The organism is Salinicola salarius (assembly GCF_002179555.1).
Taxonomy (GTDB): domain Bacteria; phylum Pseudomonadota; class Gammaproteobacteria; order Pseudomonadales; family Halomonadaceae; genus Salinicola; species Salinicola salarius_A.
The window spans coordinates 1-14,838 of record NZ_NHOU01000026.1; the positions used below are offsets into that span (position 1 = coordinate 1).

General features: G+C 58.2%; 14 protein-coding genes and 1 pseudogene. 5 read left to right on the forward strand and 10 right to left on the reverse strand.

What is annotated here, in order from left to right; genetic code table 11:
* Window positions 1-311: 311 nt before the first annotated feature.
* The 7 genes and pseudogenes from CCD76_RS15400 to cyoA all read right to left on the reverse strand — a co-directional run bounded on the left by CCD76_RS15400 (window position 312) and on the right by cyoA (window position 5,609).
* The gene (locus tag CCD76_RS15400) at window positions 312-473 is read right to left on the reverse strand and encodes a metal-sensing transcriptional repressor (protein WP_239496096.1); all 162 of its coding nucleotides are present in this window, start codon (window positions 471-473) and stop codon (window positions 312-314) included.
* Window positions 474-549: 76 nt separating this feature from the next.
* Window positions 550-696: pseudogene (locus CCD76_RS20425) on the reverse strand (IS3 family transposase); the annotation flags it as partial.
* A gap of 81 nt (window positions 697-777) precedes the next feature.
* Window positions 778-1,671 (reverse strand): heme o synthase, encoded by an 894-nt coding sequence (cyoE, locus tag CCD76_RS15405; protein ID WP_087720338.1) that lies wholly within the window; start codon window positions 1,669-1,671, stop codon window positions 778-780.
* A 7-nt stretch (window positions 1,672-1,678) separates the two neighbouring features.
* Window positions 1,679-2,008: a cytochrome o ubiquinol oxidase subunit IV gene (gene cyoD, locus CCD76_RS15410; RefSeq protein ID WP_071231184.1), complete on the reverse strand. Its 330-nt coding sequence runs from the start codon at window positions 2,006-2,008 to the stop codon at window positions 1,679-1,681.
* 1 nt (window position 2,009) lies between these two features.
* A complete protein-coding gene (gene cyoC / locus CCD76_RS15415) occupies window positions 2,010-2,627 on the reverse strand; it encodes a cytochrome o ubiquinol oxidase subunit III (RefSeq protein WP_071231185.1) in 618 nt (205 codons plus the stop codon).
* Between the two features lie 2 nt (window positions 2,628-2,629).
* Window positions 2,630-4,612, reverse strand: a complete 1,983-nt coding sequence (cyoB, locus tag CCD76_RS15420; protein WP_087720339.1) for a cytochrome o ubiquinol oxidase subunit I — start codon at window positions 4,610-4,612, stop codon at window positions 2,630-2,632.
* A 4-nt stretch (window positions 4,613-4,616) separates the two neighbouring features.
* Window positions 4,617-5,609: a ubiquinol oxidase subunit II gene (gene cyoA / locus CCD76_RS15425; protein ID WP_306298813.1), complete on the reverse strand. Its 993-nt coding sequence runs from the start codon at window positions 5,607-5,609 to the stop codon at window positions 4,617-4,619.
* 473 nt (window positions 5,610-6,082) lie between these two features.
* Here cyoA and CCD76_RS15430 point away from each other — a divergent pair, with 473 nt between their 5' ends.
* Genes CCD76_RS15430 through yidD form a run of 3 tightly spaced genes read left to right on the forward strand, consistent with a single transcriptional unit; the run spans window position 6,083 to window position 7,323 of the window.
* Window positions 6,083-6,526 carry a transcriptional repressor gene (locus tag CCD76_RS15430; protein WP_087720341.1) on the forward strand — a complete coding sequence of 148 codons (444 nt, stop codon included), beginning with the start codon at window positions 6,083-6,085 and terminating at the stop codon, window positions 6,524-6,526.
* A 36-nt stretch (window positions 6,527-6,562) separates the two neighbouring features.
* Window positions 6,563-7,006: a phosphoribosyl-AMP cyclohydrolase gene (hisI, locus tag CCD76_RS15435; RefSeq protein ID WP_087720342.1), complete on the forward strand. Its 444-nt coding sequence runs from the start codon at window positions 6,563-6,565 to the stop codon at window positions 7,004-7,006.
* Window positions 7,007-7,014: 8 nt separating this feature from the next.
* Complete coding sequence (gene yidD / locus CCD76_RS15440) at window positions 7,015-7,323, forward strand: membrane protein insertion efficiency factor YidD (protein ID WP_442978336.1); 309 nt, start codon at window positions 7,015-7,017, stop codon at window positions 7,321-7,323.
* On the opposite strand, the gene CCD76_RS15445 is transcribed toward yidD, so the two are convergent.
* Window positions 7,317-7,745, reverse strand: a complete 429-nt coding sequence (locus CCD76_RS15445) for a SufE family protein (RefSeq protein ID WP_087720343.1) — start codon at window positions 7,743-7,745, stop codon at window positions 7,317-7,319. The two genes, yidD and CCD76_RS15445, sit on opposite strands and share 7 nt — an antisense overlap.
* 177 nt (window positions 7,746-7,922) lie before the next feature.
* On the opposite strand from CCD76_RS15445, the gene CCD76_RS15450 reads away from it, so the two are divergent.
* Window positions 7,923-8,894 carry a DNA-binding protein gene (locus CCD76_RS15450; protein ID WP_087720344.1) on the forward strand — a complete coding sequence of 324 codons (972 nt, stop codon included), beginning with the start codon at window positions 7,923-7,925 and terminating at the stop codon, window positions 8,892-8,894.
* A gap of 16 nt (window positions 8,895-8,910) precedes the next feature.
* Here CCD76_RS15450 and CCD76_RS15455 read toward each other — a convergent pair whose 3' ends face one another.
* Together CCD76_RS15455 and nfuA are read right to left on the reverse strand one after the other, a co-directional pair.
* The gene (locus tag CCD76_RS15455; RefSeq protein ID WP_087720345.1) at window positions 8,911-9,900 is read right to left on the reverse strand and encodes a TAXI family TRAP transporter solute-binding subunit; all 990 of its coding nucleotides are present in this window, start codon (window positions 9,898-9,900) and stop codon (window positions 8,911-8,913) included.
* A gap of 266 nt (window positions 9,901-10,166) precedes the next feature.
* Entirely contained in the window at window positions 10,167-10,754 is a 588-nt protein-coding gene (nfuA, locus tag CCD76_RS15460; RefSeq protein WP_087720346.1) for a Fe-S biogenesis protein NfuA, read from the reverse strand.
* A 205-nt stretch (window positions 10,755-10,959) separates the two neighbouring features.
* Here nfuA and metH point away from each other — a divergent pair, with 205 nt between their 5' ends.
* Window positions 10,960-14,739 (forward strand): methionine synthase, encoded by a 3,780-nt coding sequence (gene metH / locus CCD76_RS15465; protein WP_087720347.1) that lies wholly within the window; start codon window positions 10,960-10,962, stop codon window positions 14,737-14,739.
* The last annotated feature ends 99 nt before the right edge of the window (window positions 14,740-14,838 follow it).

Here is a 14,838-nt window from a genome sequence, read left to right on the forward strand (position 1 = left end):
ATGCCTCCTTCGTATATTGGCCATCGAGATTCCCCGCGAGCCGCTCTCACTCTCTATCAGGCCATTGGGTCGATATGTTTTTCCGCGCTAATGAAAGGCAGTTTGCACCTGCCACATTACGATTGGATATATTCACAAAGGAAGCCGTGGCTCGCCACGGCTGTCGTCCCGTAGCAGAAGTCATCCTAGTCGCTGGTGATCGTCGTACCGGCGCCAGTGCCTTTGAGCCTTTTCTTCGAGCGGGTGGTGGTGGTCTTGCTTTTTTACTCTCATTCATTTTGAGTCTTCCGTGTGCCAGGCTTTTATCTGCCTTACTTGAGGTAGGACTTAATGACCTGTAGTACCGCGTCCAAGTCTTGTTGCCGCTGCGCCAGTTCGGGCTCCCTGACGACGTGATCAGTCAGGTGCCCCTCCATGACGGCGGCCATCAACCCATTCACCGCCCCGCGAATCGCGGCGATCTGTTGCAGCACTCATCGGCACGCTTTTGTGATCGATAGCCATCACACGAAATGGCCATCGTGAAATAACGAAGAGGCACAAGGAACGTCATGCATGCATGTAGGGGCGCTGCTGGTTGTAGCGCAGTATCAGGTAGAAGCCGATATCCCGTAAAGCCTAACGCACCGATAAGTAACCGGTCGCGGACATCCATTCGCTCTTGTAGCTTCGAAATAACCGCTCCATGGACAAATTGGCCCCGCTTGGAGCGGCGGCTTCTCACATTGTGGGCGGACTTAAACCAGGGGGAAGGTCAATCCGTCAATCTCGATCCGATCATCCTGATGCAAGCGACAGCAGCGATTCGGCTATCGGCATTCGGCTATCCAGTGACATCATGACACTCAATGCAGTTACCACCACGATCGAGATACCGAAGACCTTGCGAGCCCAGGGTTGATCATTGGTGGTTCGGAAGCCTCTGAGCGTAATACTGAGCCAGTAACCGCCCACGGCAACGGCAACGATGGCGTAGGCCCATCCGGTATAGCCGGCAACCGATAGCATGACCGAGGCGATCACGAACAGCACCGTGTAGATCACGATATGTCGCTTGGCCACCGCGATGCCGTGCTTCACCGGTAGAACGGGTATCGATGCCGAGGCGTAGTCGTCGAAGCGAAAGATGGCAATCGCATAGGAGTGCGGCATCTGCCACATGCTGAAAATGATCAGCAATAGCAGGGCACCCAGATCGAACGTGCCCGTCACCGCACAGTATCCGATCACCGGTGGCGATGCGCCGGATAAACTTCCGATCAGCGTGCTGTAGACCGAGTGACGCTTGAGATAGAGACTATAAGCGCCAACGTAGATAGCGAAACCAAATGCCGCGAATCCGGTAGCCAACGGCGTCGTCATCCACGCCAGCAGGCCAAAACCGACGATACCCAGCAAGCACCCGAACAGCAGGGCGATCGGAATCGAAATCTCGCCGGTCACCATGGCTCGAGACTGAGTGCGTGCCATATGGCCGTCGATATCGCGATCGATAATGTTATTGAAAACACAGCCGGACGCGACGACCAACGAGGTGCCCAGTACCACTGCCAGAAATAACCACGGTTCGAAACGGCCACCGGCGGCCAGGAAATAGCCGCCGATGACTGTGACGAGATTGCCGAAGATGATACCGGGCTTGGTCAACGAACTGTAAGCCTTGTATGTCACTTGGCTATCACATCAAATTCAGACGGAGGTGGTGCATGATCCATAGTGATCCCCCGACAATCAGTCCTATGATCACCGCCGTAAATACAAAAAATCCACCAGATTCACGACCCTGCTGAGTTCTAAATTCGAGATGCATGAAAAGAATTAACTGCACCAGGACCTGAACTACCGCCGTGACAATCACCGTAATGGCAGTTGCCAGGATACTGAATTTCCCCAGCATGACTACGCCAAAAGCCGCCAGCGTTAGCGCAATCGATAGAATCAATCCAACAGTATAAGATTTATGGCTACCGTGGCTGGTGCCATCGTGAGAAGTGTGACTATCGTTCATGTCACATCGCTCCTATCAGGTAGACGAAGGAGAAGACGCAGATCCAGACAATGTCCAGGAAATGCCAGAACAGGCTCAGGCACAGCATTCGGGGTTTGGTCACACTGTCCAGCCCGCGTTTGGATATCTGGAAGAACATGATCGCGATCCAGATCAGGCCAAAGGTCACGTGCAGACCATGGGTCCCCACCAGGGTGAAGAAGGCTGACAGGAAGGCGCTACGGTCCGGACCGTAGCCTTCGGCGATGAGGTTATGGAATTCGTACACCTCCATCGCGACGAAGCCAAAGCCCAGCAGGAACGTTACCGCCAACCACTTGAGGACGGCGCCGCGGTCGCCAGCATTCTGCGCCAAGACCGCCAGACCGAAGGTGAAACTACTGATCAACAGCAGAAAGGTTTCGACCAGCACGAAAGGTAGCTCGAAGATCTCCTGCGAGGTCGGACCACCCGCAGTGGCGTTGGCCAGCACCCCAAAAGTGGCGAACAGCGTCCCGAAGATCACCAGATCGCTCATCAGGTAGATCCAGAACCCGAAGATCTTCATTGCGCCTGCGTCGTGGTGCTCATGCCCGTCGTGGGCATGAGCGTCATGTTGCTTGATTGTGTCGGTTGCCATGATTAAGCCTGCATCTCCAACCGTTTGTGGTATTCACGTTCGGTCTTTTCGACCTCCGCGGCGCTGACGTGGTAGTCGGTATCGTTATTGAAGATACGGAACATGAACGTCACGAACATGCCGATGGCCCCCAGACCCGCCAGCCACCAGATGTGCCAGATCAACGCAAAGCCGAACAACAAGGCAAACAGCGACAGGATCGGGCCTTCCGCCGTGTTCCTGGGCATGTGAATGTCCTCGAACTTGGTCGCCAGCTCGCGCTTGAAGCCACCCGGCTGCTGCTTCATCTCCCAGTAGCTATCGATGGACGCGACATCTGGCAGGTAAGCGAAGTTGTAGTTCGGGGGCGGAGAGGAGGTAGACCACTCCAGCGTACGCCCATCCCACGGATCGCCTGTCAGATCACGGTTCTTCTCGCGATCGCGAATACTGACGACAAGCTGGATCACGATGCAGGCAATGCCGCAGGCGATGATCACGGCGCCAAACCAGGCCACGATCATCAGCGGCTGCCACTCGGTCTGTTCGTAGGACTGCATCCGGCGCATGGCACCGAAGAAGCTCAGCGCATACAGCGGCATGAACGCGACGTAGAAGCCGATCAGCCAGCACCAGAAGGAGCGCTTGCCCCATTTTTCACTCAGCGTGAAGCCGAAGGCTTTCGGGAACCAGTACGTGAAGCCGGCCATCATCCCGAACACCACGCCGCCGATGATGACGTTATGGAAGTGAGCGATGACGAAGAGCGTGTTGTGTAGCACAAAGTTCGCCCCCGGCACGGCCAGCATGACACCGGTCATACCGCCCAGGGTAAAGGTGATGATGAAACCGATCGTCCAGAGTACCGGCGTCGTGAACTGGATGCGCCCGCGATACATGGTGAACAGCCAGTTGAAGATCTTCACGCCCGTGGGTATGGCGATGATCATCGTTGCAATGCCAAAGAAGGAATTTACATCAGCACCCGCGCCCATGGTGAAGAAGTGGTGCAGCCAGACGGTGAACGACAAAAATGCGATCACGACGGTGGCCCAGACCATGGTCTTGTAGCCGAACAGACGCTTCTTGGTAAAGGTCGCGATGACCTCGGAGAAGACACCGAACGCCGGCAAGATCAAGATGTAGACTTCCGGGTGGCCCCAGGCCCAGATGAGGTTGACGTACATCATCTGGCTGCCGCCCATATCATTGGTGAAGAAGTGCATGCCCAGATAGCGATCCAGAGTCAGCAGGGCAATGGTCACGGTCAGGATCGGGAACGACAAAATGATCAGCACGTTGGTGCAGAGCGCCGTCCAGGTGAAGATCGGCATGCGAAACAGGGACATGCCCTTGGTGCGCATTTTCAGGATGGTGACGAAGAAGTTGATCCCCGTCAGCGTGGTCCCGATCCCCGATATCTGCAATGCCCAGATCCAATAGTCGACCCCAACGCCTGGACTGTATTTCAACTCCGATAGCGGCGCGTAGGCCAGCCAGCCGGTCTTGGCGAACTCGCCGATAACCAGAGACATGTTCACCAGAATCACGCCCACCGCGAACAGCCAGAAACTCAGGTTGTTCATGAACGGGAAGGCCACGTCGCGAGCGCCGATCTGCAGCGGCACGACCAGATTCATCAAACCGATGACCATGGGCATGGCGACGAAGAAGATCATGATGACACCGTGGGCGGTGAAGATCTGATCGTAGTGTTCGGGAGGCAGATAGCCCTCGGCGCCACCGGCAGCAATGGCTTGCTGCGTTCGCATCATGATCGCATCGGCGAAGCCGCGAATCAGCATGACGAGGGCGACGAGGAAGTACATCACACCGATCTTCTTGTGATCGATGGACGTTACCCATTCGGTCCAGAGATAGCCCCATTTGCGATAATAGGTAATCAGACCGACGATCAGCGCACCGATGATCCCGATGGCCACCGCGGTGACCATGATGATCGGTTCGTGAAATGGAATCGAATCTAAGCTGAGTTTTCCGAACATGACGTTACTCCGCTGCCTGCGCACTCATGGGCATTGAAGACTCCCGTGCTTCGTTTTGCTCGCCATGACTGTCGCTGCCGCCATGACTCGCTTTGTAACTATTGATCAGGTCGCCGTAGAAATCAGGCGAAACCTGAGAGAAATACTCCACCGGATGGGCAATGGAAGGCTCGGCGATCTGTTCATAGTCTTCCGGGAACATCATGGTGTTGGGTGACTGCTTGATCTTGTCGACCCATGCCTGGAAATCCGCATCCGACGTTACGTGTGTGTCGAACAGCATTTCCGAGAAGCCTTCGCCGCTGTACTGGGTCGAACGGCCACGGAAGGTGCCGATCTCGTTGCCTTCGAGATAGACATCGTTGTCCATGCCGGCCATGGCGTAGATCTGGCTACCCAGCGTCGGAATCATGAACGAGTTCATGACGGTACCGGAGGTCACGCGGAAGTGAACCGGCGTATCCACCGGAATGGCCAGCTCATTGATGGTGGCAATGCCTTCGTCCGGATAGATGAACAGCCATTTCCAATCGAGCGAGATCGCATCGATCGTCATGGTTTCCTCTTCACTGGCAATCGGCTTGTGCGGATCGTAAGAGTGCGACGTCTGCCATGTCAGGATGGCAAGAAAGAAAATGATGACGCACGGAATGGCCCAAACGAAGACCTCGATGATGTTCGAGTGCTCCCAGTTTGGCGTGTACTTGGCCGCGAGATTGGTTCCGCGATATTTCCAAGCAAACAGAATAGTCATCACGATGACCGGAATGACCACGATCAGCATCAAACCGAAGGCCGTGATGATCAGCGATTTCAGACCCTGACCAATCTCGCCGGTCGGATCCATCAGCGCTGAGCCACAGCCACTCAACAATAATGGCGCGGTTAACCACGTCATCACACTCAAATACTTGAGGGAGTTCCTTTTTCTCATCTCACGACCCCAGTGGAGGAAAGCTTTTCGGCCCTGCAACAATCGGTTAGCGGCCTGCATCATACGCCGCTAGCCAGGGCTGACAACTCTGACACGACGCGCAATGGCGTACCGAGCATCGGACGTCGCCAACGAAGTAGGGATTTCGCGGTAGGCATTGTACCGAAAAAACGGCTGTTAATCAGACGTTGAGGAGAAACTGGCTGTCAGTGTGGCGATTTGTCGCAGACTGACGCGGCCCATTTCTCGATGTCACATCAGCGTAGCGCAACCTCGGGGTAAACCGAGCAGTATTTCGAAATCCCGAGCGATAAACATATCGGCATGTATGATGGATGATTCGGATCATGGCATCTCCATGAGTTCGCATAATATATATTATGTTAAATGCACTATACGACCCTCATTCTTGCATACGCTGGTATGTCGGATTCCCACGAATGGTGATCGTCCCCGTCCGGGGGTTCCTTGTTCGGTGGTCCCTTCCAGCGCTAACGCGTAGAATGTGGCCCTCTCGATACTTACCGGGAAGTTCGATGCTCGATTCGGATGTGCTGCTCAGACAGGCAGATCAACAGTGTCAGGAACGCGGCGTACGCTTTACGCCGATCCGCCGTCGCGTACTGGAAATGATCTCCGGCACGCCGGGTGGTCTCAAAGCCTACGATCTGCTCGGTCGCCTGTCGGACGAACATGCGTCAGCGAGACCGCCAACGGTCTATCGGGCACTGGATTTTTTGATCGAGCAAGGTCTGGTCCATCGCATCGAATCGCTCAATGCCTACATCGCCTGTCCGTGCCCCGAGCATGTCCATCGGTTCCAGCTGCTGATCTGTCGTCACTGCGGACGTGTCGAGGAACTCCATCAGGAAGCCGTCGGTGAAATGCTGGCATCCACGGCACGGGAACGCGGGTTCACGATCCAGCGCCAGACCATCGAGCTGCTCGGCGCCTGCGACGCCTGTCTCGACAAGGCCTGATCACGCAAAGCTCACCTTCAGCTCGACGGAACTCTCATGTCCGGTTTTTTCCACGATCTCGAACAATCGCCCACCCATACCCAGGTGCCGCTATCCGACTTGCTGTCGGCGGCCAAGTGGAATGACGACGGATTGATACCTGCCATTGCCCAGCAGCATGATAGCGGCGAAGTGTTGATGATGGCCTGGATGAATCGCGCCTCACTGGAAGAGACGCTGTCGACGGGCCGAGTCTGCTACTGGTCTCGCTCGAGACAGGCTTTCTGGCGCAAAGGCGAAACCTCGGGTCAGCAGCAGCATCTCGTCGAGGCGCGATTCGACTGCGACGGAGACACCCTGCTTCTCAAGGTCGACCAATCCGGCCCCGCTTGCCACAGCGGCCGCCGTAGCTGCTTCTACCTCCGGCTCACGCCGACGGCTGGGGAAATCGACAGCGAGCCGTTGATATCGAAGGAAGAACTCTACGGCGGAAAGCGCTGAGGCGTGACGTGATCGCCAAGCTCGCGACCTGGCTGATGACCGCCGTCATTCAGGGCTATCGCTACGGCATCAGCCCCCTGCTCGGCCCGCGCTGCCGATTCTGGCCGACCTGTTCCAGCTATGCGCTGGAAGCCATTCGCCTTCATGGCCCCTGGCGTGGAGGCTGGCTGACCTTGCGACGCCTGTCGAAATGCCATCCCTTCCACGCCGGCGGCGTCGATCCGGTGCCGGAACCTCAGCGGAAATCCTGCCACTGCCGGCCGGACAACGGCGCTGGCGACGACAAGCGAGACGGTAACGAACCGGGCGGTCAGTGAATCTGTTGGTGGGCCTGGGCTTCACGAGCGATGGCGTAGATCCGCTCGATCATGGCATGCAGGCCGTTACTGCGCGTCGGAGACAGGTGCTTGTCCAGGCCCAACTCGGTGAGGAACTGGGGCTCGCCCTCGAGAATTTCCTGCGGTTCGCGATCATCGTAGACGCGCATCAGAATGGCGATCAACCCGCTGACGATGGCCGCATCCGATGTGGCCAGAAAATGCAGTCGCCCCGCTTCTTGCGTGGATCGCAGCCATACATTCGACTGACACCCTTCGATCTTGTAGGCCGCCACCTTGTCCGACTCGGGATAGTCAGGCAGCTGGCGTCCCATGTCGATGATGTACTGATAACGATCCATCCAGTTATCGAACATCGAGAATTCGTCCAGCAGCTCGGCCTGGGCCTGTCCAATACTCATGACGCCTCCTATATTTGAATATCTTCATTATAGGGCCTGAGCGAACGTATCCCCATAGAGGAGATGATCTGATATGACACGGAAATTTTTACGTATACACTTTACGTAAAGCATCTATGCTGTATCCCGAGAGTTCTCAGAAGCTCCAGGATCATTCGCAACACAAGGGAATTCGACATGGCACGAAATGGAATTCGTTACGATGACGTCTGCCACGCCATCGACACGTTGCAGAAACGTGGCGAGGCGGCCAGCGTTCAGAAGATACGTGAGCTTCTCGGCACGGGCAGCTACACCACGATCAGCGACCATCTTCGCGAATGGCGATTGCGCCAGAATGGCGATTCGGTGCAATCCATCCCGCGCACCCTCGAGCGCCCGGAAGGCCTGGATAGCTGGGTGGCCGATATCTGGGACAAGGCACAACAGGCAGCTTACGAAAAACTCGCCGTCTATCGTCAGGAAGCCGACGAGCAGATCCGCGAGGCCGATGAGATCAGTCATCAGGCGCAACGCCAGAGCGAGAATGCCGAGCAGCGGCTGCAGGCACTCAACGACCACATGCTCCGCGTTCAGGAACGGCTCGAGACCAAGACGACGGAAGCCGCTCATCTCCAGGCCGAACTCCAGTCACTGCAATCCGCTCAAAGCCAACAGCAGAAGCGCATCCTGCAACTCGAACAGGCCTGCCAGCGCCACCAGTCCAGTCTAGAGCAGGCCGAAAGGCAGCACCGCGACGCGATGGCCAAGCAGCATCAGGCCTATCAGGCCAAGCTCGCGCAGGAAGAGAAGCGCCACGAGTCCGCCGAAACGCGTCTCATGGGGTTGCTGGAAGAGGCCCGTCAGGAGCGCTTGAAACAGGAAAGACAGTACGAGCAGCGCCTGACCTCGCTGGATCAGCGCTGCGAACGCTTGCAGCAGGATCTCTCCGAACAGCGCCGGCAGTATGGTCAGCTTCAGGAATCGCTGCGTGCAGACAAGGTGCACATGGAACAGACCGAGAGTGAAAAGCGGGTCAGCGATGACCGGGTCAAATCCATGCAGCAGGAACGCCAGCGACTGGAAAGCGAGCTCAAGAATCTACGGGCAGCCAACCGGGAGCTTCATGAACGTCTGTCTCGTGCTGCCCTGCCCCCAACGGCCAATTGAAGCCTGCCACCTCGAGTCATTCGCTGCCGGGTGGCAGCAACCCGACCTCTTCGTAGTAGCGTCTTGCGCCTGCATGCAGCGGTACGGTCAACCCTTCGTGAACCATGGCGGACGGAGTCAATGTCGCCAGCGAAGGGTGTGACCGGCGGAACGCATCCAGATGCTCGAATACTGCCTTGACCAGTTGGTAGACGCGTTCCTCATCGACATCCTTGCGCGACAGTAACGTTGCCCGGACGCCGAAGGTCACGATGTCATCGGGATTATGGGCGTAGGTGCCACCGGGGATCACGGTTACGCCGTAGTACGGCATCTGCTCGATCAGCGCCTCGACCTCTGGACCCGCCACATTGACCAGGTGGGCCCCGCAGCCCCGGGTCGCCTCGTCGATCGCCTGTGAGGGATGGCCCACCACATACAGGAACGCATCCAGTTTCCCGCTGCACATGACTCGGCTCATGTCCGTGGGCTTCAGCTCGCTGGCCAGCGCAAAGATGCCTTCCGTCTCCCCCTTCATTTCCAGCAACAAGTTGAGCGTGGCGCGCTGACCGGAACCCGGGTTGCCGACATTGACCCGCTTGCCTGCAAGATCATCGAAATTGCGGATCTCGGGCGGTGTGGCAACCACGGTAAATGCCTCGGCATGCAGCGAGAAAAGCGCTCTTACATCCTTGCTGGGTCCGCTATCGTAGAACTGCTCGGTGCCGTGGAAGAGCGCATACTGAATATCCGACTGGACGATGCCGAAGTCCAGCTCGCCGTTGCGAATGGCGCTGGCGTTGTAGAGAGAGCCGCCGGTCGTCAACGCCTGGCACGCCGTCCCCGTGGCCTGCCGGTACAGCTCGCACATGGCCTTCCCTACCGGTAGATAGACACCAGCGCTCCCGCCGGTGCCGATCACGACAGGGGGATCTGCCCATACAGGCAGACAGGTAAAAATCAAAAGAAAAAAAGGAAAAAAAGCCAGATAACCGCGGCAAAGCCGCTTTCCACGTGTGGAACGCATTTACTGATCTCCGCTACCAGCACTTGTCGAATCGTTCAATCCTGCTTTCGACAACTATCGGCCGTAGGCGGAGAAGCTGAAATTCGACACGGATTCGCAACGAGACAATAACCACGCAAATGCGGGGAGCCTTCACTGAAGGCCCCCCGCAAAAAATGATCAACGGTTCGAGTTTTCGTCACCGGGTTTACCGCCCGAGATGCGACCTGGCGCTATCTCGGGCGCGAACCGCAGCTGTGGCGATTACTCAGCAGCTGTGGCATTACTCAATAGTAGGCATTGGTCGTATCGGTGTGATCGGTCACGTCGCGAATGCCTGCCAGTTCCGGGATACGCTCCATCAGGGTCTTTTCCACCCCTTCCTTGAGCGTCAGATCTACCGCCGCACAGCCCTGGCAGCCGCCACCGAACTGCAGTACGGCGATCTGCTCTCCGGTCAGCTGAATCAGACGGATCTCGCCGCCGTGAGACGCCAGGCCCGGATTGATTTCGCTGTAGAGGATATAGTTGACGCGATCCTCGAGCGGACTGTCCGCATTGACCTTCGGCATCTTGGCGTTTGGCGCCTTGATGGTCAGCTGGCCACCCATACGATCCGGATTGAAGTCGACAACGGCCTCTTCCAGAAACGGCAGGCTGTTCTTGTCGAGATAGACACTGAATTTTTCCAGCTCTACCCGCTCGTCGCTGGGCTCTTCTTCTCCAGGGCGACAGTAGGCAAGACAGGTCTCGGCATAGGGCGTACCGGGCTGCGTGATGAAGACGCGCACGGCAATATCGTCGACGTTCTGCTTGGCCAGCAACTCGGCCAGATATTCCTGGCCGCTTTCGGTGATCTGAATCGGTTGGCTCATGAGACTGGGAACTCTGCTTGAGATGTACCGACATGGTAGAAAAAAGCGCGCGCCAAAACAATCCCGAGTGATTTAGTCAGGCTTGTCGCCGACCTATTGCCGTCCCCCTTCAAAGTCCCGCCATCCGCGCCTTTCTGATACCATGCGGCGCTTTGGCGTCCCGTCCGGGACGTGCCCGTTTTCCTGCTGTTGGAGAGTCACCGCCATGACTGCCATTTCTGCTACTGCTTCGTCCGATTCGTTGAGCCAGGCACTGAGACAGACGCTAGGCGAGCGCATCGTGATCCTCGATGGCGGCATGGGCACGATGCTGCAGGATTATCGCCTCGAGGAAGCGGACTTCCGTGGCAAGCGCTTTGCCGACTGGCCCAGCGAGCTCAAGGGCAACAACGACCTGCTCACGCTGACGCGCCCGGATATCGTCGAATCGATCCATCGAGCCTACCTCGAAGCCGGGGCGGACATCGTCGAGACGAACACGTTCAACAGCACGCGGCTCTCGCAGTCGGATTACGGCATGGAGTCGCTGACGGCCGAGCTCAACCGCGAGGCTGCCCGCCTGGCACGCGAAGTCTGCGATGCGGTCGCCGCGGAAACCGGCATCCCCCGCTATGTCGCTGGCGTGCTGGGTCCGACCTCGCGCACCGCATCGCTCTCGCCGGACGTCAACGATCCCGCCAAGCGCAACGTGACATTCGACCAACTGCGCGACAACTACACCGAAGCCGCCACGGCCCTGATCGAAGGCGGCGCCGATCTGATCCTGATCGAGACGATCTTCGACACGCTCAATGCCAAGGCCGCGATCTACGCACTGGAAGCGCTGTTCGAGTCCCGCGGCGAGCGCGTACCGGTGATGATCTCCGGCACCATCACCGATGCCTCCGGGCGCACGCTCTCCGGCCAGACCACCGAGGCGTTCTGGAACGCCGTGCGTCATGCCCAGCCGCTGTCGATCGGCTTGAACTGTGCGCTTGGTGCCGAAGAGCTTCGGCCCTATCTCGAGGAGCTTTCCAACAAGGCCGATACCTTCGTCTCCGCTCACCCCAACGCGGGACTTCCCAACGAGTTCGGCGAGTACGACCAGAGCGCCGAGGAGATGGCAGCGATCGTCGGCGAGTTTGCCCGGAGCGGCCTGATCAATGTCATCGGCGGCTGCTGCGGCACCACACCGGAACACATCGCCGCGGTCAAGCGCGCCGTCGACGGCGTTGCGCCCCGCCCCATTCCCGAGCGGCCTGCCGCCTGCCGTCTCTCCGGCCTCGAGCCGTTCAACATCGAAGCGGATTCGCTGTTCGTCAACGTTGGCGAACGCACCAACGTGACCGGCTCCGCGCGCTTCAAGCGCCTGATCCAGGAAGAAGACTACACCACCGCCTTGGAAGTGGCGCTGGAGCAGGTCGAGAACGGCGCCCAGGTCATCGACATCAACATGGACGAGGGCATGCTGGAGTCCGAGGAAGCGATGGTGCGTTTCCTCAACCTGATCGCTGGCGAGCCCGATATCGCCCGCGTTCCGATCATGGTCGACTCCTCCAAATGGGAGATCATCGAAGCCGGCCTCAAGTGCATACAGGGCAAGGCGATCGTCAACTCGATTTCGCTGAAGGAAGGCGAAGCGTCGTTTCGTCATCAGGCCAACGAGTGCCGCCGTCACGGTGCCGCCGTCGTGGTGATGGCGTTCGACGAGGAAGGCCAGGCCGACACCTTCGCACGCAAGACCGAAATCTGTGAGCGTGCCTACCGACTGCTGGTCGACGATATCGGCTTCCCCGCCGAAGACATCATCTTCGATCCCAATATCTTCGCCATCGCCACCGGGATCGAGGAGCACAACAACTACGCCGTGGACTTCATCGAGGCGACCCAGTGGATTCACCGGAATCTGCCCCATGCGATGATCTCCGGCGGCGTTTCCAACGTCTCGTTCTCGTTCCGCGGTAACAACCCGGTGCGCGAAGCGATTCATTCGGTATTTCTCTATCACGCCATCAAGGCCGGCATGTCGATGGGGATCGTCAACGCCGGCCAGCTGGCAGTCTATGACGACCTCCCGGCCGAGCTGCGTGAAGCCGTGGAAGATGTCGTGCTCAATCGTCGCGACGACGGCACCGAACGGCTGCTCGACATTGCCGAGCGCTATCGTCAAAACGGAGGCGGCGATGGCGGCGGCGCGCAGAAGAAGGAAGACCTCGAGTGGCGTAGCTGGGAAGTCGACAAGCGTATCGAACACGCGCTGGTCAAGGGCATCACCGCCTATATCGAAGCCGACACGGAAGAAGCCAGATTAGCCGCCGAACGCCCGATCGAGGTGATCGAAGGTCCGCTGATGGATGGCATGAACGTGGTCGGCGACCTGTTCGGCGCCGGCAAGATGTTTCTGCCTCAGGTGGTCAAGTCGGCCCGCGTGATGAAGCAAGCCGTCGCTTATCTCATCCCGTATATCGAAGCGGAGAAATCCGGCGAGGTGCAGTCCAAGGGCAAGATCGTGATGGCGACGGTCAAGGGCGATGTTCATGACATCGGCAAGAACATCGTCGGTGTGGTGCTGCAGTGCAACAACTACGACGTGATCGATCTTGGCGTCATGGTACCCGCCGACAAGATCCTCAAGACTGCGCGCGAGGAAAACGCCGACATCATCGGCCTTTCCGGCCTGATCACGCCTTCGCTCGACGAGATGGTTCACGTCGCCAAGGAGATGAAACGACAGGGCTTTGAGCTGCCGCTGCTGATCGGCGGCGCGACGACCTCGAAAGCGCACACGGCAGTGAAGATCGCGCCCCAGTACGACGAGCCGGTGATCTACGTCAGTGACGCCTCCCGCGCCGTGGGTGTTGCCAGCCGCCTGCTCTCGCCGACGCAAAAGCCGGATTATTTTGCCGAGATCCGGCAGGAGTACCAGCAGGTTCGCGAGCGCAACGCCAAGCGCCGTCCCAAGGCCGCCGATCTCGACTACGCCGCGGCCAGGGAGCAACGGCTCAAGATCGACTGGGACCAGTTCGAGCCGGTCAAGCCGATCCAGCCCGGGCTCACCGTGTTCGACGACTACGATCTCGAAGAGCTGGTCGAGTTCATCGACTGGACGCCCTTCTTCATGACCTGGCAACTCTCGGGCAAGTACCCGCGCATCCTCGACGACAAGGTGGTCGGCGAGGCCGCACGCAATCTGTTCCGCGATGCCCAGGCCATGCTGCGCAAGCTGATCGACGAGCGACACATTCAGGCACGTGGCGTGATCGGCCTGTGGCCGGCCAACAGCGTCGACGATGACGTCATCGAAGTCTACGCGGATGAAAGTCGCGAAACCGTGATCGAACGGCTGCACCATATTCGTCAGCAAAGCACCAAGGGTCGCGACGGTATCTGCTACAGCCTGGCCGACTTCATCGCGCCGCGTCATCGGCAGAACGGAGAGCCCAGCGACAAGCTCGACTGGATCGGCGGGTTCGCCGTGACCTCCGGTCATGGTGCCGACGAGCTGGCCAAGCGTTACGAGGCCGCCGGTGACGACTATAACGCCATTCTGGTTCAGGCCCTGTCCGACCGGCTGGCGGAGGCCTTTGCCGAGCGGCTCCACGAGCGCGTGCGCAAGGAATTCTGGGGCTATGTCCCCGAGGAGACGCTGGATAACGACGCCCTGATCGCCGAAAAGTATCAAGGTATCCGCCCCGCTCCCGGTTACCCGGCCTGCCCCGACCACACCGAGAAGGCCACGCTGTTCCGCCTGCTCGAGGCCACCGATAACACCGGCATCACCCTGACCGACAGCTATGCCATGTGGCCGGCCGCGGCGGTGTCCGGCTGGTATTTCGCCCATCCGGCGTCGAAGTATTTCTCCACCGGCAAGATCGGCCGAGATCAGGTCGAGTCACTGGCACGACGCAAGGCGATGCCGATGGCGGAACTGGAACGTTGGCTATCGCCTGTGCTCTCCTATGATCCTGACGATTATAGAGACGCACGCTCGGCACAAGCATCCTGACCGCCGTGTTATGACGATAAAGCAAGAAATTATGAGTATTTATTCTTTTGTAGAATAAAGCGCTCGCGGTAAGGTGCACCCATTGGCAATCCATGACTA